We start from the raw sequence: 18,501 nt of genomic DNA on the forward strand, positions 1-18,501 counted from the left end.
TTGTCTAGGGAGGTGTAGTGAAATCTCGTCGATTTGTTGCTATAGCGTTGCTATAATTGCCCGACACGAGCAGGAATCTAGGCTAGATGAAGAAGAACCTTACTGCGCTTGCTATATTGGCGTTAAAACCATCGAAAACCGCATATTACGTCGGTGACGCGAAGCAGGACGGCCTTCGCCTTCGTGTTGCTCCTGATGGAAGACTCACTTGGAATGTCACCGCACGGATAAGATATGGACGGATATTAAGTACTTCGCTCGGCCGATGTGATCCCGAGGGACGCAGTGGGCTCGATTTGGCAGGGGCGAGGAGCAGGGCTGCGGAAATTGTAAAGGCCGCGCGACAGGGCGTTGATCTGCTGGCTACTGAGGCGGCTGAAAGAAGCAGAGAGGCCGGCCGGATGACCGTGTCAGGTCTGATCGGAGCCTACGCCGACGACATCGGCAACCCGAACCGGAAAGGCGGTGCGCTCCGAACAGCGATAGAGATAAGCAGTCGATTAAATCGAACGCTTGCTCCGAAGCTTTCCACTCCGGCTGCTGAGTTGACGCGGAGAGAGCTTGTGGGGTTGTTGGATACGGTCTTTGTCGATTTCCCCAGAGAGGCCGAGAAACGACGTCAACAAGTCAACGCCATGTACAAATGGGGCGTTGCGAAGGGCTACATTATCGAGAATCCAGCGGATGGTTTGCCCTCATATGGAACAAGCCCGCCTCGTCACCGAGTTCTAAGTGCAAATGAAATTCAAACTTTTTGGACTTGGCTAGAGCTTGGTGCTGACAACATGCCGATCGACGTGATCAACGTTCTGAAGTTGCAGCTTCTAACAGGCGCACGGGTGGGGGAAGTCGCTGGCATCGTGGCTTCTGAATTGACGCAAGAAGGGGGACGCCTTCTGTGGACGTTGCCGGAGGCACGATCAAAGAACAAGAAAAGCCATACTCGCCCTCTCGTGGGGCGGGCGCGCGCATTGATGGAAGGCCTTCTTGAACGGGATGTGCAGGGGGCGTTTTTTCGAACGCTGAATCGAAGTCGTGCACTACGGGCGGATGATATAGGGCTCGCTTTAAACAAGCGCACGCGGCCTTTTGCGCACTTCACGACGCATGATCTCAGGCGCACATTTGTTTCCAAGCTGGATGAGCTAGGAGTTCCGCTGGAGACTATCGCTGCAGTAATTGGGCATCGAAGAGGTAGTGCTGACACGCGAACGCTTGTTCGCCATTACAGTCGCCCTAATCTCGACAGTCGTATTGAAGGCGCGTTACTAATTTGGGACGCGTATCTAAAGGATTTACTCAATTTGAGTCGTCCCGATCACCCATGAGTATCGATTACATCCTCAGTTCAGTATCAATTCGAAAATACGGATAAGGTCCTATGGACAGCGTGCATGACCTCCTTAAATCCGAGGAGCTTAAATCGATATTAGCTGCCGTAGAGGCCTTGAATCGAAGAGTAACGCCTAATCGACCCGCGACGGGCCATCGGTTTCGCGATCTGACACTTGGCGACCAATTTAATGTCGCAGCAGTTCTCAGAATCCTGTCGGGCGAGGAGGCCTACTACCCTGGATTCAAACCTGTTTTGGCCGCAGGTCTAGCGGGGACCCTCTTTGATGCGCCAGATTCGAACGTTCTGGCGTTTGATGGGATGTGTCGGGCCGCTCTCGAGCATTTGGCTGCCGCGAATACAAAGGCGGGATTGGCGAGCCATCGCTGGGATTTGGGTAGAGATATCTTGGCGCGTTACGTATTTGCTGGCAACGAGTTCCTGTCTGAGATTGTTGACGAGTTAGGCGGCTACGATGCGTTTATGGGAGCCTCAAGTCGTGAGGTAGCCGAAATAATTTCCGAATCGAGCCATCTCAAATGGAATACTGTAATTCGTGCGCTCACTTATTTTCACTATGGTGCGGATCTGTGGAGGAAGGGTGTTGCTCTACGGCCGAGTCTGAATCGGGCAGTCTTGATATTTGCCGGCCTGAAGGACCTAGATGGCGACTATTCCCAAAAGTTTGTCTCACGGTCCCTCCTCCATGATCACTGGACAAAATCAAAGTCCAAGCTTGCGCTCGTCTACAGTGCTACAACCCTTAGCATTGGTGATCGCACGTTGTTCCAAATTCTCGCTGAGCAAGATTTTTCATACAACAGGCATAAAAAAATCCTCAACCGCTGGGTGTCTCGCGCCCGGTTCGTTTCGAGCCACATCTTTTCGTGTGCCACCGATCAACAACTGCAGAAAACTACCGATGATTTGCTGGGAATCGGTCCTATTGAGAAGTTTTCGCCTCCGCCCCTTTCAGCGGGCGAGCGTCGGATACTTGAGAAGAGTTTTCAAGGTTCTGAAGACGAGGAGGCTCAATCGGCAACCTAGGGGTTGTCTTATTTTCTGTGAGGGTATCCATGGATATGTGTACTTATTGCGGACATGATGAGTTCTAGGTAGCCCTTCTTCGTGTCAACTGATTACGAAGGAGACAGATCATGAAGCACTCAGTGACGAATATGGACGTTGAAAGCGCAGCGACTCGGGTAACCTCGCAGTTTGCTGCACCCGCTCTGGTCCGACTGAAATCTATCATTGCACCCGGCGGGCCTATTCCGGTCAGCAAGTCGACGTGGTGGAACAAGGTCCGCACGGGAGAGTATCCCAAGCCGGTCAAGCTTGGACCGCGTACGACTGCATGGCGGTCTCAAGACATCGCCGACCTCATCCGTCGCATCGAAGCGGAGGCTGGCTATGTCTCTTAAGGCAAGGAAACTTCCGGTCACCAAAAAGGGGTGCGCTCAGAAGCTGTTTTCGATCCGCGCCTACCTTATGAAGCTTCTCCGCTTGGAAGAGGCAGATGCACGCAAGTGTGCGGCGAGGATCTACCGCGTCGCATTGCGACTGTCGGTCGACGTAGATGAATGGCAGCTTTTCTGCGAGCATGAAGACTGGCAAAATCAACGACAGAAGCCGCAGCCGAAACCGGAATCCCAGAAAGAGGCCTTGAGCTTTGCGATCAAGTTCGCGACGGCGCTCGGCACGGCAACGAACGCAAGCTGGGGACGCAAGTTCAACGACTTGCTGCGTGACGCGTGGAACCGGCAACTCCCGTCGACAAAAATCAAGGCCCATATCAAGGCGATTCAGGAGGCTCAGCGAACTAAGGCCGCAGAGACTCGCGATAAGCGCCGCGAAAACGCGCCGAAGACGGTCACGTTGATGCCCAGCGAGTACTCTAAGCCGTTGCTCGCAACGGCAGGAGATCATCGCTTTAAGGCGCAACTGAGGGTGACCATTCAGCATGGAGTGAAGCCGGTGTTCGAGATCGCTGGCCTTGGGAAGAAAGCTCTCAAGAGTTTCGGCATCGTGAAACCTGAAAAGCCGAAACCCGCTAAGAAGCCTACCTCGGCGGGCAAGTGAGCCATGGGGGCTGGTACGTGTAGTACACACCTTACCACCTGCCCCTGACCAATTATCGAAAACACAAACATTACAGCAGGTGAGCCCACTCGCCTGAACGATGAAGGCTTGCCTGCTGTAATGCATTAGGAGGTGATTTAGTGACCAAGCCTAAGGTAGAATGGGGAAGAGAGTCCCTTCAGAACCTACAGGTGCTGGAGAAGGTTCAGCGCCAGTCAGATGCGCGCTTTCGGCAATACCGGGTTTCGCAAAAACCAAATATCAGCAACGGGCTTCGCAAGAAGCTGGAATTGCGGGCTGCGCAAAACCTGAATTCCGTAAATCCGATTTCCAGAATTCAGGTAGCGATCTCGTTATTTGAAAAGCTGGAATCCCATTTTCAGGAGCACGCTGTCGACGACGCTTACTTTGTGAGCTTGATTTCGGAAAAGCACAGCGTCAGAGCAAGCGACCGGAACGGCTATGATGTTGCCGCGCACCGAGTGTGGATCGAGACGGTGCTGAGCGGGATGAGCTACGTCGGGATGATCGAGCCAGCTTACTACCCCGCCGTCTCGTTCATTCCTCCCGCCAACGAAGATTGGATATCGTGGCACGTGCATCTTGTCGTGTGGGGCACGACTTCGGCCGCTCTCAAGGACTTGAAGGAAATCGTCAACGAGAGCGAGGATAGCTTTCGCCCCGGAGGGATGGTCTTCCACTATCGGACGACACGTCCAAGCCGGATCGAGGCCGAGATTGCGTACATGTGCAAGAGCCCGCGCAGTGAATACTACACCTATCCAGCAAAGCGGATAGTGATCGACCCTGCGACCCGGAAGAGTATCCGTGTTCCCACAGGTACGTTCAAGCAGAACAAGCGCGAATTGCGAACTGGGAAGCTGCTGATTGCCCTTTCCGCAATGGAGGACCTGTCAATCGAGCAACTGCTCGTTTCTGGTGGAGAAGGCCGTGGATTGGGAAGTGCTGCCCTGCTGTCGGCGAAGCAGGTGCTTCAGGAGCAGCAGCGGCTGCGGGATGAGGCCCTGCGTTCGCTGTAAGCCTATTATCGTTAAGGCTCAGGGAGGTCGCCTCATACGAGGACTAGCACCAAGGCTGCCGGCGACCGCTCCAAGTTCGCGCCAGCCCTTCGCTCACGAGGATATCTCCAAGGCTGCGCCCGTCGCGCACGAGGACACGAAGCTTGCGGCCATATTTGTCTTCGTCACGGCCGGGCCATCCCTGAAGCTCGAACGGTCCTAGATTGACGAGTTGGAGCAGTCGCTTCGTTGCCTTTGCCCCGAGCGCCGCTTCGGATGAACAACGCGGCTTTGACACTTCGGGAGTATCGATATCGGCGACGCGGATTTTCGTGCCTTGGTGCCAGATCGTGTCACCGTCAACGACGCAATGGAAGCGGACCGATCCAGAGCAGAGCGAGTAAGGCGTGAAGGCCGCCGACCGGGACGGCTCTATGGATGCCTTGATCAATTGAACCGATGGACTGACGGTCTCGATGATGGCGCCGCTGCTGACGGTCGATCGCTCGGAAGCCTGTATAGAAGAAGGCGCCTGCTTGTTCTGCGCGACGTAGCTGTATCCCGCGCCCGCGGAGAATGCGGTTAGCATCGATAACGTTACCAGTTTTCCGAACGACATGGCTCTCTCCATTCTCTTTCGATAATGAACCGTAGAAGTTGAGAGCGAAGGAACACGTCGCCTAGAATTTTATGGATTCGTGTGTCTCCCTGACGAAGCCTTCGGACCTCTAGCTTTGTCGGCTCGACCAGCTCCGGCAGACCGGCTGATCGGTCATTTCACCTCTGCGATTGACCTGTTCTGAAGTTGCAGGCAAAAGAGGAAAATAGCTAATATATTGATTTTTCTTCTTTTTTGCCGTATAAACGGCTCATTCGATGAACTTCGTGAGGCACCCATGCAACTGACTTTCTGGCCATCGCCGCCCCTCGATCACATCGATGTCACCGTCCCCATGAGCGCCGTTTCGGCGCTCTTTTCATTTGAGGAGAAGTCCATGCATAGCCAGTCCTTTGAACCCTCGACCGCAGCCATCAAGAAGGTCACCCTGCCTCATGTTTCGATCCTGAACGGACCGCGCCCGCCGGTACCTGCCAAAGCCGGCAAAGCCAAGCCGCAGACCGACGTAGCCGCCAACGCCAAGCTCATTCTTGTCGGCCTCGACGATCAGGCAAAGCCGCATGCCGCATGGTTCCCCGAAGAACAGGTCGATGCGGCCACGCTTGCCGCCGACCTCATGGACATGGCGTCAATTGCGGTCGAAGACGACGAGCTGGCCGGCATCGCGGGTCTGCTGCCGAAGGGCAAGCTCTTCGAAAGCGGCAAGGCGTTCGTGCCTTTCACCAAGCGGGAGACCTATGATCGGCTCGCCGCCTATCTCGATGACGACTACCTCGCCGCCACCGCCATCCGTATCGAGGCCGCGAAAGCCGCCGCTGCGGAGAGCTACGCCAAGGCCAGCAAGGGCGAGGAACCGCTGCATGTGCCGGAAGACTGGTCGAAGCTGGCGGTGGGCGACCTCGTGCTCGCGACGGAGGATCCTGCCGATGGCTGGTGGGCCTGCGAGATCATCGAAGTTCTCGACAATGATCAGGTTCGCCTGCGCTGGCGCGATTTCCCCGACGAACTGCCCGTCACCAAGCGCTTGGCAGACCTCGCCCTCGTTCATCCGCAATGCACGAACTACTGAGAGGAGGCGGGCGATGCAATTTTCCGACATCATCCCCCTTGCACTGGAAACCGGGCGGGAACGGCTCAGCCGGGCCGACACGATACGCCGGCTCAACGACACCTTCCGCCGCACCTTCGTCAGCGGCCATGTCGTCGCCACGCGCGGCGTCATGCTTCTTTCGCCCGACGACCGGTGCGGCCTGTTTCATGCGGTGCGGGAGTTCGACTGCTTCAACCCCGAAGACGATCCCTATGGTGAGCACGACTTCGGTGCGCTGGCCTACAAGGATGTGCGGTACTTCTGGAAGATCGACTATTACGACCTCGATCTTCGCTACGCCTCACCCGATCCGGCCGACCCCGCCTTCACCGTTCGCGTCATGACCATCATGCAGACGGGCGAATATTGATGACGCCCGTTCCCTCAGCCTTCCACCCCAGCAAGCCCGCCTCGTTGCGGGCTTCTTCAATTCAGGGTCTTGGGTTTCCGGCCGGCCTTCAGTTTTGCAGGGACGCCCTCGTTCGGATCGATATCCCGAAACAGCGCCGATACCCGCACGCCCAGGACATTCGCAAAGGCCTCCAAGGTCGAGACCGTGACGTTCTCCGAGCCGCGCTCGACGCGGCCGACATAGGCCCGGTCGATGCCAGCCTCCAGCGCCAGCCTTTCCTGCGAAAGGCCCTTTTCGACCCGAAGGCGGCGAAGGTTCCAGCCGATGATGCTGCGCGTGTCCATGGCGGACACATGAGCCACATCAGATGCTTGACAATCGACGGACTGTCAGTCTCCTATTACTCAACCCCGACACGAACAGGAAGCCAATCAGAATGAACGCCTACGTTGACGCCATGCGCCGCTATTTCGATTTCAGCGGCAGGACCAGCCGCGCGGAGTTCTGGTATTTCACACTGATCGCCACAGGTGTCGGCATTCTTGCCGTGATGGTCGATCTGGCCCTTGGCTATGACAAAGATGGGCTGATGCCCATCGCCACCCTTTGGATGGTCCCGCATTATATTCCATGGCTCGCCGCAGCCGTTCGCCGCCTGCACGATATCGACCGGACAGGGTGGTGGGTGCTGATCGGCGTGATTCCGGGCGGACAGTTGCTCCAATTGGTATTCTTTTGCCAGCCTTCCACGCCCGGCCTGAACCGTTTCGATTCGAAACCTGTCGGCAACGTTGCGCAGCCGGCCGCAGCGGCCCACAGGCAGACGAACACGGCGGCAGGCACCCTCAACCTCGATCAGCTTGAACGTCTTGCAGCCCTGCGCGCGTCCGGGGCCATTTCGGAGAGCGAGTTTCGGCAGATGAAGGCCGACACCATCACCGCCAGCCGGACCTAACACTCCGACCTCGATAAACAGCGCCACGGCTCGACCATGGAACCAGCCAGCGCAACCATCATCAACACGACATCAAGGAAAGTACAAACATGAAGATCGCTATCGGTATTATCGGCATCATGCTCGGAGTCTTGGTGCTGCTGCAGTCCTGCACCGTTGGAACGGCCTCGCACATGCTGGGCGACACGGCTACGGGTGACGCCGGATCGCTCGGTATTCTGGCCGGCCTGCTGATGTTCATCGGCGGCGCCTTCGCCTTCGGCCTGCCGATCGTCTCCACCATCACCTTTGCGCTCGCCGGCCTCATCGCCTTTGCTGGAGCTGCAGAATTCCCCGACCTGAAGGTGTGGGGCTTTGTTGCCCTTGCCATGGCCGTGATGGCATTCTTCACGTGGCGTTCGGCCAAAAAGAAGAAGGTGACGGCATGACAAGGATAAGCTGGCTGCTGGTTGCCGCATGTAGCGTCGCTACGCTCCATGGCAACGCCGCCATTGCCGCTGATCAGGTTTTCCACAGCAGTCCGCAGTGGCAAGTCGCTCTCGTCGATACCTATGCTTCCACGGGTGAGGCACCGTATTGCGCGATCCGAACGACCTCATGGTCGTCCAAACAGGTCTCGATAGAGATGCCCCTGCAGGGCGTCGATAAAATCGGAATCGCCGTGCGCGTTCAGAAGGACGGATGGAAATTGCCAGTCGGCGACAAGACGGACTTTGGTTTCGTCGTCGGCGCCATCGGCTCGAGATTCACCGCGGAAGCCATCAATGAAAGCACGCTTTACTCCGTGTTCGATCCCAAGGCTCCCAGCGAGGGATGGTTTCTGTTCGGCAGCGTCGTCGGATCAATTTTCAGCGACCGAAAGCCCTTCGCCCTACAGGTGGTGTTCCAAGGCAACGAGAAGCCTTGGTCAGTTTCCAACATAGACCCGTTCCAGGCCCATCAGGTCAGCACGGCTTCGCGCGAATGCCAAGCAGCGCTGAACCAGTTGGGACCGACGATCTTCGGCAGCGCGTCAGAGGCTGAAGGCACGTCCCCCTTTGGCGACAAGCAGGATGACGCCTCCATCGTTCGGAAGAGTGACTATGACATTGTGAAAAGGTTCAACGAAGTAGGTTCCGCCGGCGTTGCTGAGGATATCGCCGCGGGAAGAGATAAAATGACGGCCGAACCTAACCGCTCCTCCGACGGTGCCGCAGCAGAACGCTGGGGCTTCAGTGTCCAAGAGGAAGATTGGGGCGAGATCTGTGTCGTGGAGACAAAGAAAGGTGATGTAAGCATCGGATTTCTGGCTTCTCCCGGTCAGGATGTCGTCGCCTACATCGAGGGACTTGACCTCCAGCGCGCGAAGACATTGTGGCGCGTGGATTCATTGAAAGCCCATGCCGTTGAAGGTGAGGTAAGCGACTACTTCGGATGGCTTGGATTCGAGCTGCCATCGGCAAAGCTCGTTGACGAGCTTTCACAGGGCGCTACGCTCAACATCTCGGTGGTTGGCAAGGCCAAGTATGTGATTGACGTTTCTTCCGCTCGTGAAGTGTTTACGCAGTTCGTCACCTGCCATTCCAAAAACAATGCGACGGAAAAGGCTAGGCCGGAGTGACTTCCGTCGCACGGCCCATGTAAAACCAAAAGGTTGAATATGAAGCTTAGGCACGTTTTCATTCCCCCCCGAAAGATTTATGATCTGAGATGCAATATCAATAACGACATCTCCGGTGGCTGGAAACATGACTTATATTTGAGATATAGCCAACCGTCTCAGATTCGCGCCTCGATTACATCATCATCTGTAACGACAGTCATTTCGCTATCGAACCCAGAAATCTTTGCAAGACTATGAAATAGCTCGATTACGCGGTGGTACTGCCTAACGATGAGATCGAGAATGTCTTCGCCTGCTTCGGTTTGGAAGGGCCTTCTGTAGCGGTAGAACTGACCACTAGGGGAGAGAGGGATAGCTACACCGGATTGTTCGGCGAAGCGACTTCCATACGGACGTCTGTGAGTGAACGTGTTTCTAAGGTCGGTGAGTTCCCACATCCAGCCACCTGTCTCCCATTGCCCCTTCTGTCTGGATTCCTTGATTAGGCCACGCCTAAGCAACTCAGTAAGTATTGGGTCAGCATCTAAGTGGCGAGCTCTGAGCTTCTTACAAAGCAATTTGAATGAGTCGACCTTGGCTGTGTCCTCACCAATTCTCAACGCGATGAGCGACCCCAAATAGTCCCGCGCTGCCCCGGCATGCATGAAGAAGGAGTGGACATGCGTGTTCAGTGCCTGATCCAGCGTCCCGGCAATGCGTTCGTTATTCAATCGACCTGTCGCCATAAGATCGACAAGGTGCTCGTAATAGAAGGCAGCAACCTCTTGGACACTGATATCCATCCCTCTAAGGCTTAACGCGATAAACTGCGCCAGACGTTCGTCGGGTTGCTGGTCGTCAATGACGCCAGTGACTTCGTCATGACCTGCGTTCGTTAACGCATCCAGCCGAGGACCGTGTCGCTCGTCACCGATACGGCTTGAGATGTTTCGCCACAAGTCTGCCGCACCGATCATGTGGTTAGATTGCCCCGGTATGATGGGAACCCATTTGCTGAAATAGGAACCGTTGTTCCACCCGGAGTTCTGAAAAGCTATTGGTGTGACGCGAAGGGCATGTGCCATCGTCCAGATGTCAGATTTGGAGTAGTTGCCGAACGACGCTGGCCGCCCCTGTGTCAGGATCGGTTCGAGCGCCCATCTTTCATCTTGGATAAGTCCGGCCCGAATTCCTCCCGAAAAATACAAGTAAAAGCTTTGGCCATCGTCGAAACGAGGAATCCAACGCAATGGTTGGCCATCCATGATCGGGTTTTGACGAGCCTCCATACTTAGCCTCTGTTCAAGCGGGTGAATGATTTTCGTTGAAGCAGGCGCAAGTGTGGATTCGCTCTTTTAAGAGCTCAAGCCTGAGAATGCCGGCACCGAGCTTACCGCAGACACTTCGTAAACAGATGCGAGGTCCCGGCGTGTTAATACTGTAGTTCCACACCATCTATTTACGTCTGTGAAGTGATCTTTAGTTTTTCGAAAATGCTCTGGACCTTGGCCAATAGGCCTGCGTCCGTTGCTGAAGAGGCCAGAAGCGAATTGATTTCGTCGTCCGAGGGTCGAACTGGACGTGGACCAGAGAATGGCGCGCTCGATCCGATCAGCCTCCGGGCGATTTGCTCGGCGGTTCCACCGAAGGCTCCAATCGGTAGTATAAAAGAGCCTGCTGCTTGAGCAAGCTCGAACTCCTCCCATACACCGCTGGCAGCAATGGGCGCTACCGAATGCGAATCCGTTTTCAAGCCGCCGAGGAAAATGCTCACTCCGGACATGCGGGCCATTTCAGAACGAAGGGCAGTCCACTGTGCTTTATTCGCTGCCATATCAGGGAGCGGTTGAGGGAAGGGGCGGACAACAAGCCTCCGATCAATATCCCAGACACCTCGAGTCCGCAGTGCAGCCATGAAGCCGGAGACAACGGCGGGCCCCACCAGTAAGCCAGTTCCCGTCACGAGGTCTCGGTCGTTGTCCCCGATCATCCTGCCGAGCGCCTCGGCAATGCCATACACGCGAGCAGTGTGGTCAAGCCCGGCATCCAGCGGCCAACTGCCACTTACCAGCACACGCTTCGATGCTACGCGTCGTTCCACTTCACGAAGTAACTCGGGAACCTCGTCATAGTCATCTACCTCGACGGCGACGAGCCCATAGCGTCTCAGATCCTTTGCCCAGAGATTGTGTTGTGCCAAGCGTGCCTTGAACTCGCTATCCGACTTGAACTCGTTCGGCTTCGGTGGTTTCAGGATCGCGAAATGTTCCGGCGGCGCATCCGTGAAGCTTTCCCGAATGAGGGACAAGACATGACGTATGTTGGGGTCTGTCAGGCTAAGCCCGATGAATAGCATGGACATGCTGCTGAGGTGAGCCTCGAGTAGCGGGAGAAATGCCCTGCGTTTGGTGCGATAGAGTTCGTAGTCGTCAGTGGAGATTACGATATCGTCGAGCCGGTCGACCGTGCCGTGCATTTTATAGAGCCGCGTCGCGCCGGGCGTCGTCTTGAGGGAGAGGTCGCTTCCGTTCGACACGGGAGCCAATGGTCTCCCGATCTCAGAGAACGCGCGCTCAATCAGACGGTCATAGTTAGTCGTCCAAATGTGTCGAATGGGGAGCCTAGCGAGTGTTCGAACGACATCGGGAAGTGAGCGTTCAAGTGCGATTTCCCTCCTGATGACATTGCGAACACCCGTTGCGGCGCCAGTCTCTCTAATATGCCATTGCGCCAGAGCCGCAAGGTCCAGGATGTCGCGTGAATTAACGCCGATCTCTGCGCCAATGTCCGTCAGGAGTTCTGACCACGATGGATAGCCCGCTGCCATCGATACCCCGGCACCTACGAATATTGCGCCAGTACCATCATGTAAGGATTCGGGGAATTCTCGCAGAAATCGGGTTGTGGCAGCGGCGGCGGGCACTTCTATCTCCCAGCAGCGCGAGCTGCTCTCTCAATCCACGAGCTTATGTTGGCATAGCCATTATCGTTCACCCAGTCGTAATCCTGATACCGGAAGTTCAACGGTGAACCGTCAAGCCTGAAATTCGACAAGGGGTTTCTGCCTTGGAAATCGGAGCCCGTTCGGGGATCTTTGATATTATGAATGTCAATCGCAAGAAGGCCTTTCCCAAGCTTGTAGCTACGCTCGATCTCGTAACTGACCCACTCACGGGTATGAGTTTCATATCCGTAGAGTACGACAGTGACGGAGGTTCCGGCGAGCTGCTCTTCGATCCAGTTTCTAATGCCTCCGGCACGGCGTTTGACCGTCTCAAAGTCGGCCTTGTCATAAAAGGGGGGAGCCTCGCCCTTCGCGCGGGCGATCCACGAATTTCGGACTTGCATTACGCGAAAGACATCGCGGTCGTAGTGAAAACTAAAAAATACTTTACGCGCCAAATGGTGCTCTCCTAATATTCACGAATCATTTGGGTGCATCCGCCGAATCCTCAGGAACATGCCTACCTGCCGAACAGCCAGCCAATGATGCCCCCACCGCGTGGTTTCGCTATAGCCGTCTCCGCGGCCGCTGACGGCGAGCGAGGCAGCGCGGAGCCCGCAGAACCCACTGGAGGTGAGGAACGAGGTAGCTCAGCCTGCCTCGGCTGGATAGCTGGCTGGGTCGTTGAAGTTCGATTAATGTCGACCCGTTCTCTCTGTGGCGTGATCCCCCGCTCGATAAAGTCCATGATTGAAGATGGCACCTCCAATGATTCTTTGGCGCGTGTTAGTGCAACATATAGGAGACGCATTTCCGCAGGGTCCGGCCCGCCACCGTTCTTGTCTCCCGGACTGCTGCGTAGGAAGTCATCCATGAGCCGGACCGATCTCCATTCACGGCCCTTTGACTTGTGTCCGGTGGAAATCACAAGGTCAGCCTTCTCCTCGTCCACCGTCCTGTTTAGCGCCCACATCAATTGCTTCTCGCCGCGTTTTTCGACGAGGTTCACGAAAGTGACCAAGTGAGCGCCTTCATCGGTCCGTGCAAACTCAACGACTTCGTTCCATGATTTGAAGCCGAAAAAGGCTGGACATGTCGATGGCTCCACATCCTTGAGCGCCTGAACGCCGCGCAACATGTCCATGAGTTCGGACTTATCGCCGACGAGATGTGGCTTACGGCCTTCGTCCAGTGCTTCGATCACGACACTGATGGTCGTGGCGTTCGTCCGCGCGAGAACTGCAGACGGCTTGGTCGTGCCGATCCTACTCTGAAGATCTGGGTTGCCTTTGACAGGCTGGCTTTCCCCGAGCTTCACCAGCATTTTTGTTGCAAGGTCAGCGATCGCATTACCAAAGCGGAACGAAGTCGTAAGGTACGTGCTGGCTTGCGTATCGATAGATTCCATCGCATTCACCGCACCTCGCCATTCGTATATTTGCTGGTATCGATCACCCACATAGATCAACTGCGCGCGCTGCCGTTGCAGAATGTCAAGGACGACAGGGTTCGTGTCCTGGGCCTCATCCAGCATGATGTAATCGGCTGCAATAATCGGGCGCGACAGACCCCAGAGCTTGAGATAGCCATCGTGACCGAGGGGTAGGGGATCTTGCTCGGAAAGCATTCGGGCCCATACATGACGCGCGCCTTCGAGCGCGAAGCTAGATATCTCTTCACGAACTTCCTCTGGTGCCGCGCGGATCGCTCCGAGGGCCGGCACGTGTTGGGGACCGATCTCGTCATCAGCGCTTTGGGCGTAGCGCCGTATGGTCTCCAGATAAAGATATCCTTGAGAGTCCGGCGTGATCGCATACTTGTCACCGAACCGCCGGCGCTTAATGTCGAGAACTTCTACGAGCTGTTTCGCCGTACACCTATTCGTTAGCTTGCCAATATCCCGCTTGTAGCCGGAGGGTGCCGCGCGAAATGCAAGACTATGAGATGTAGAGCAGTCGACGGCATTCGGGAACTTCTCCCCTGCGTCGGCGACAATGCTCTTGTTGAATGCGAGATATTGGCCGCGAAGGCCGGTGGCAGTGGCGAGCAGTTGAAGCGTCGAGGTCTTTCCGGATCCGGCAAACGCGTTGATCTTGAGTGAGTGACCTCTGAGAAACGCTTGAAGGGCCGCCTCCTGCTCGTCGGTCGGCTTAAACTTGGATTTCTTACTGCTTGTGGGTCGGGAATGCTTCGTTGGGAGACGATCTGCAGATTGCGACCGAATGGTCGAAGCTTGGGAAGCGGGAGTGAAAAGATCAGCTTGAGGAGCCGCAGCTTTTGCAAGGCTGCGCGCGACTTCCTTGCGGAGAGCCGGGGTCTTTTGGTTCTTCTGCCGGAAAGTCAGCTCATGATCGAGAAGCGTGAGGAATTCATGATCTTTTTCGCGCGTGGCCTTCCGAAAGATCTCCTCCAGTTCTTTGAACGACTTCGAAATGAAAGGGCGTTGCACGGCACATGTACTCAACGGGAATTTGATTTAGGCCACTATCAACCACTACGTGCGATGTAACAAGTCCCAGCCGGCATCGTCATTATCGAAACGCAACTTTGAATGCTCTCTCACGCAGTGCAGGTGCTCGAGAGTATTGAGGTGACTGTATGAAAGATGGCTGCTTTCAGGAAGGCACCGGGTCGGCTTGAATGGCCGACATGACAGCGCAAACGGTCAAAGGTCCTTCCTTCGTGATAGTGAGGTATACGGTCACGCGAGGGTATACCCTCGCGTGACAGCTTTGGCGTTACGTTCGCCGCCGTCACATCTGGGTTGACGTCAGCTATTTGTGACAGGGTAGCCTCGGGCCTAAAGGTCGAGGTTACACAATGGCACGAATTGGCTACGCTCGCGTCAGCACAGGCGATCAGGATTTGGAAGGACAGTTTGACCGGCTTCGGGCCGAGGGTTGCGAAATCATTCGGTCAGAAAAAATGTCGGGCGCAAGCCGCGAAGGTCGTAACGAACTCTCGACAGTTCTGGAATTCCTTCGCTTTGGTGACGAACTGGTCGTAACGCGCTTGGACCGTCTTGGACGCGATACGCGCGACGTTCTGAACATTGTGCACGAGTGCCAGGAGCGAGGCGCATTCGTGACGGTGCTCGATCCTCATGTGTCCACCCGAGGGGAGATGGGGCACGTCATTCTGACGGTCCTTGGCATGGTCGCGCAGATGGAGCGCCGCTTCATAAAGGAGCGGCAAAAGGAGGGGATTGAACGAGCAAAATCCGCTGGCGTCTACAAAGGTGGTCACAAGCGCATCGACCACGCAATGGTTCGGGAACTGCATCGCCAAGGCCTAGGCGTCACGACGATTGCCGCAAGAGCGTCGTGCTCGCGAATGCAGATCTACCGTATACTTGCATCGAGTTCCGGATGACAGCAATGTGCTGCCATTTCGCGCTGACTGGCTAACCTTGGCATTCTGCCTCTATGACGCCGACGCGAGCAGAGAGGTACCCAGATACTGGGCTATGCGTTGTGCAGGCTCGGCGTCAGCTAGGCTGTGTCCACGGTATGATAGTGCGTGATATAGGCAGACCGTCCAGATTGCGCTTGACGAAACTACCTCAAACAGAAATTGTGGCCTTTTGGGGGATTTCATGCAGAAAGACAATATTCTTGGACGGCGCCGCACTCTGACAAATTACATATCTGATGGCACTGTTGATGAGCGAGTTTTACACGAAATTCTTCCGAATGGAACGCCGCTCGATGACGAGGACTACCTGTGGGATTACAAGTCCTGCCTGCCGCGACAAGGGGATAATCCGTCTAGTGAGCAAAAGGTAGAATACGCTTATAAGATGGGTGGTATAGTCAAAGACGTCGTGGCATTTTACAATACATACGGGGGGTACTTGATTATAGGGGTGGCGGACGAAGATCTCACTGTTTGTGGATACAATCAGGGCTTCGACGTAAATGATTTATGTAAGAAAGTCTTTGGGGCTACTAGAGTAACTATAGATATTAAGTATCGCGATATTGCTTATTATTCGGAAGGGCGTAAATGTAATATTGGAATTATATATGTACCACGTCGAGCAGATAGTGCCGAGCCTGTTCAATTCCTAAAGGATGCGCCTGTCAGCGCCCAATCGAAAAAGGCCTACTGTGCTAACGACATTTATATGCGCTCCCGGGAAGAGTGTAGACGAGCGAGTACAGCCGCAGATTTTGCTCTGTTATTTAACAGAGAGAAATTCGGTATTTCCGCGCTCAATTCTGATGTGAAGTATATTGAGAATAACCTTCCCGCAAGAGATCCCCATCTTCTGGAATTTGTTGGACGGGAAGAGCAGTTGGATCAACTGTGGAGCTGGTTCGTTGACAGATATACCGCTGTTAAGCTCCTGTCGGGGTCCGGTGGCGTCGGAAAAACATCTCTTGCGTGGACTTTTTGCGATGCCGTTTCCAAAAATTCACCATCGGGGCTTGAGAAAGTCGTCTGGTTAACGGCGAAAAAGCGCACATATGCTGCGCTGGTTGGAAGCTATGTAGAAATTGCGCATGCAAGCTTTACAGACCTGATTACTCTCCTCAAAGCTTTGCTCGGTGAATTAGGGGTTCCCGAGCAGGATATTCCCGACGACCCGTCGCGAGAGGAGTTAATCGAGGATTGTATCGCTGCTGTTAAGAGTTGGCCTTGCCTACTGGTGGTTGATGACATCGATTCGTTGGCCAGCGAGGAGCAGTTCGATGTATTCAGGACCATAGCGACAATATTCGACCGAGTTATCGCGAGCGGTGCGACACGTGCGCGTGCTCTATTGACTGCTAGATTGAATCTTGGGGCCGCGCCCGGTCAATTAATGCAGATTAGTGGCCTGCCGCTTGAGGATTTCTCCGAGTACATAGAAAGCTTGGCAAAGGCGACTGGTGCGCCGCTTTCTACTGGAGCCAGCCGACCATCAGAAATTAAACGTCTACATGTTGCGAGCAATGGGTCGCCGTTGTTTGCTGCAGCAATATTGCGGCTCCTTGTAATGGGCGACCCGATGTCACGAGCTATAGCTCAATACAAGGGCGCGGAAGGTGAAGAGGTTAGGCGATTCGCGTTCGAACGGGAGATTGACAGTCTACCTGACAGTCAGCTTAGAATTCTTTTTGCCGCGATCCATCTTGAGGAGTGCACCGTATCTCAAATCGTGGAGGCAGTTCACAGTAATAAGACCAGTGTTAGAGATGATATTGGCGGGCTCCGCAACTACCACTTGATGGCGATTAGCGCCCCACCAGATGGGTTTGTTCGCGACGATCCGGTTATTTCTGTGCCGTCAGAAATCAAAGCAATGGTCGACATTCTGCGCAAAAAAATTTCCGATCCCCGTCGGATAGAAGGAAATTGTGCGAAGCTTAATCGCGCTTCCGCTTCAGGTGATTTGGAAGCGGCTAAGCTTTTCCAAAGAGTTGTAAAATACTGGTCTGAAGGAGACTACCCGCTCGCTATTGAGGCTGCCGAGTATGCGAGTAAAAAGATTCCTCATAATGCTGACGTCTGGTGCCTTCTTGGTCGGGCGTATCTGAGCGGACCGAATGTTGATGCAAAGAAAGCTGACGCTGCGCTTCGACGAGCGGCAGAACTGGGCTCTTCACGACCGGAGATGCAGTCGTTGCGCATAAAAGCCAAGGAAATACTTAACGATTGGCTTGGCATCACCCAGTTGCTTGAAAAGCGTGAACGCTTGGACGGTAATGACACGTTAATTTTAGCAAGGGCAGATCAAGCTCTAGCTAACAATCAGGCGAGTGCCGGAAGCTGGACCAGTGCCGCCGCGTATTATCTTCGCGGCGCTACGGTTATTCGAGATGCTTTCGTGAATCAACGAGCACACGGCTACGTCGAGCCGCTGAAAAACCTCAAAACCGATCTTTGTGTCGCGTATGTAAATTGTATCTCGAACGATACCCCTCTTGATGACGACAAGATTGATGTTTGGGACGCCGTTGAACGTATCAGGCGCTATGAAGTGCATCACAAAGATACTACGGCGCGCGGGATCTCAGCTGCGCTAGCTTGGACGAATGCTGTGTTGCGAAGAAAGAAGACTGATTCTCATACCTCCGCACGCCTTGATCGCCTTGTTCTAGGATTGGATCATTTGGTAAAAAGTTGCGTTAGGGGAGGTGAAAGTTGGAGGTCAATCGCGGCCCGCGCTGATGCCGCAAAAGAGCACGCTCAGACTGCTGCGCGCGAATATAGGCGACGAGCCACGATGGCGTGATCCACAACTGCGGCCTGTGGTGTGATCCTCAGTACTGTCCTTTTGGGGAGAGTGTTTTGTATCTTTTCTTCTTAATCCAGGCTGTCGTGGCTTCGGTAGGTCTCGTCCGGACATCTTCGCATCAAGTCGTCGCATGTCGTATTTCTTCCTCTGCGCATTAGTTAGGCATTTTGCATGCCTTGCCTATGCAATAGGCTTGTAAAAGCGATTTCTGAGCGCGAGCTGGGCAATTGCACGAGGATTGTTGCCATACTGTTGCTACGACAGCAGAATAAATCGGTAAATAATTGATAATGATGAGGGAA

The 18,501-nt window shown here is 54.7% G+C and carries 18 protein-coding genes; 12 read left to right on the plus strand and 6 right to left on the minus strand.

The features are described 5' to 3' along the window. Positions 1–86: 86 nt before the first annotated feature. The 5 genes from ACZ1A1_RS24320 to ACZ1A1_RS24340 all read left to right on the plus strand — a co-directional run bounded on the left by ACZ1A1_RS24320 (position 87) and on the right by ACZ1A1_RS24340 (position 4,455). Positions 87–1,328, plus strand: coding sequence for a tyrosine-type recombinase/integrase (locus ACZ1A1_RS24320; RefSeq protein WP_463621967.1), 1,242 nt, complete (start codon positions 87–89; stop codon positions 1,326–1,328). A 53-nt stretch (positions 1,329–1,381) separates the two neighbouring features. Continuing rightward, entirely contained in the window at positions 1,382–2,380 is a 999-nt protein-coding gene (locus ACZ1A1_RS24325; RefSeq protein WP_463621968.1) for a hypothetical protein, read from the plus strand. Positions 2,381–2,490: 110 nt separating this feature from the next. Then, positions 2,491–2,757, plus strand: a complete 267-nt coding sequence (locus ACZ1A1_RS24330; RefSeq protein ID WP_463621969.1) for a helix-turn-helix transcriptional regulator — start codon at positions 2,491–2,493, stop codon at positions 2,755–2,757. Further along, positions 2,747–3,415 (plus strand): hypothetical protein, encoded by a 669-nt coding sequence (locus tag ACZ1A1_RS24335; protein WP_463621970.1) that lies wholly within the window; start codon positions 2,747–2,749, stop codon positions 3,413–3,415. Before ACZ1A1_RS24330 ends, ACZ1A1_RS24335 begins: the two co-directional genes overlap by 11 nt. A 140-nt stretch (positions 3,416–3,555) precedes the next feature. Next, complete coding sequence (locus tag ACZ1A1_RS24340) at positions 3,556–4,455, plus strand: hypothetical protein (RefSeq protein ID WP_463621971.1); 900 nt, start codon at positions 3,556–3,558, stop codon at positions 4,453–4,455. A 43-nt stretch (positions 4,456–4,498) separates the two neighbouring features. Here ACZ1A1_RS24340 and ACZ1A1_RS24345 read toward each other — a convergent pair whose 3' ends face one another. Further along, a complete protein-coding gene (locus tag ACZ1A1_RS24345; protein ID WP_463621972.1) occupies positions 4,499–5,053 on the minus strand; it encodes a thermonuclease family protein in 555 nt (184 codons plus the stop codon). Positions 5,054–5,330: 277 nt separating this feature from the next. On the opposite strand from ACZ1A1_RS24345, the gene ACZ1A1_RS24350 reads away from it, so the two are divergent. Together ACZ1A1_RS24350 and ACZ1A1_RS24355 are read left to right on the plus strand one after the other, a co-directional pair. Beyond that, entirely contained in the window at positions 5,331–6,122 is a 792-nt protein-coding gene (locus ACZ1A1_RS24350) for a hypothetical protein (protein ID WP_463621973.1), read from the plus strand. Between the two features lie 13 nt (positions 6,123–6,135). After that, a complete protein-coding gene (locus ACZ1A1_RS24355) occupies positions 6,136–6,513 on the plus strand; it encodes a DUF3768 domain-containing protein (RefSeq protein WP_463621974.1) in 378 nt (125 codons plus the stop codon). A gap of 56 nt (positions 6,514–6,569) precedes the next feature. On the opposite strand, the gene ACZ1A1_RS24360 is transcribed toward ACZ1A1_RS24355, so the two are convergent. Further along, positions 6,570–6,839 carry a helix-turn-helix domain-containing protein gene (locus ACZ1A1_RS24360; protein ID WP_463621975.1) on the minus strand — a complete coding sequence of 90 codons (270 nt, stop codon included), beginning with the start codon at positions 6,837–6,839 and terminating at the stop codon, positions 6,570–6,572. A gap of 92 nt (positions 6,840–6,931) precedes the next feature. On the opposite strand from ACZ1A1_RS24360, the gene ACZ1A1_RS24365 reads away from it, so the two are divergent. The 3 genes from ACZ1A1_RS24365 (at position 6,932) to ACZ1A1_RS24375 (ending at position 9,050) form a co-directional block, all read left to right on the plus strand. Further along, a complete protein-coding gene (locus ACZ1A1_RS24365) occupies positions 6,932–7,450 on the plus strand; it encodes a DUF805 domain-containing protein (protein ID WP_463621976.1) in 519 nt (172 codons plus the stop codon). An 89-nt stretch (positions 7,451–7,539) separates the two neighbouring features. Then, complete coding sequence (locus ACZ1A1_RS24370; RefSeq protein WP_463621977.1) at positions 7,540–7,878, plus strand: hypothetical protein; 339 nt, start codon at positions 7,540–7,542, stop codon at positions 7,876–7,878. Continuing rightward, positions 7,875–9,050 carry a hypothetical protein gene (locus ACZ1A1_RS24375; protein WP_463621978.1) on the plus strand — a complete coding sequence of 392 codons (1,176 nt, stop codon included), beginning with the start codon at positions 7,875–7,877 and terminating at the stop codon, positions 9,048–9,050. Before ACZ1A1_RS24370 ends, ACZ1A1_RS24375 begins: the two co-directional genes overlap by 4 nt. Before the next feature lie 158 nt (positions 9,051–9,208). Here ACZ1A1_RS24375 and ACZ1A1_RS24380 read toward each other — a convergent pair whose 3' ends face one another. The 4 genes from ACZ1A1_RS24380 to ACZ1A1_RS24395 all read right to left on the minus strand — a co-directional run bounded on the left by ACZ1A1_RS24380 (position 9,209) and on the right by ACZ1A1_RS24395 (position 14,425). Beyond that, complete coding sequence (locus ACZ1A1_RS24380; RefSeq protein ID WP_463621979.1) at positions 9,209–10,321, minus strand: hypothetical protein; 1,113 nt, start codon at positions 10,319–10,321, stop codon at positions 9,209–9,211. Between the two features lie 170 nt (positions 10,322–10,491). Next, positions 10,492–11,859: an SIR2 family protein gene (locus ACZ1A1_RS24385; protein ID WP_463621980.1), complete on the minus strand. Its 1,368-nt coding sequence runs from the start codon at positions 11,857–11,859 to the stop codon at positions 10,492–10,494. Between the two features lie 98 nt (positions 11,860–11,957). Further along, complete coding sequence (locus ACZ1A1_RS24390; protein ID WP_463621981.1) at positions 11,958–12,434, minus strand: TIR domain-containing protein; 477 nt, start codon at positions 12,432–12,434, stop codon at positions 11,958–11,960. Between the two features lie 62 nt (positions 12,435–12,496). After that, the gene (locus ACZ1A1_RS24395) at positions 12,497–14,425 is read right to left on the minus strand and encodes a UvrD-helicase domain-containing protein (RefSeq protein ID WP_463621982.1); all 1,929 of its coding nucleotides are present in this window, start codon (positions 14,423–14,425) and stop codon (positions 12,497–12,499) included. A gap of 371 nt (positions 14,426–14,796) precedes the next feature. Here ACZ1A1_RS24395 and ACZ1A1_RS24400 point away from each other — a divergent pair, with 371 nt between their 5' ends. Further along, positions 14,797–15,348 carry a recombinase family protein gene (locus ACZ1A1_RS24400; protein WP_463621983.1) on the plus strand — a complete coding sequence of 184 codons (552 nt, stop codon included), beginning with the start codon at positions 14,797–14,799 and terminating at the stop codon, positions 15,346–15,348. 223 nt (positions 15,349–15,571) lie between these two features. Then, the gene (locus ACZ1A1_RS24405) at positions 15,572–18,196 is read left to right on the plus strand and encodes an RNA-binding domain-containing protein (RefSeq protein ID WP_463621984.1); all 2,625 of its coding nucleotides are present in this window, start codon (positions 15,572–15,574) and stop codon (positions 18,194–18,196) included. Positions 18,197–18,501 lie beyond the last annotated feature (305 nt).

This window comes from Shinella sp. R2-11, from assembly GCF_055330205.1.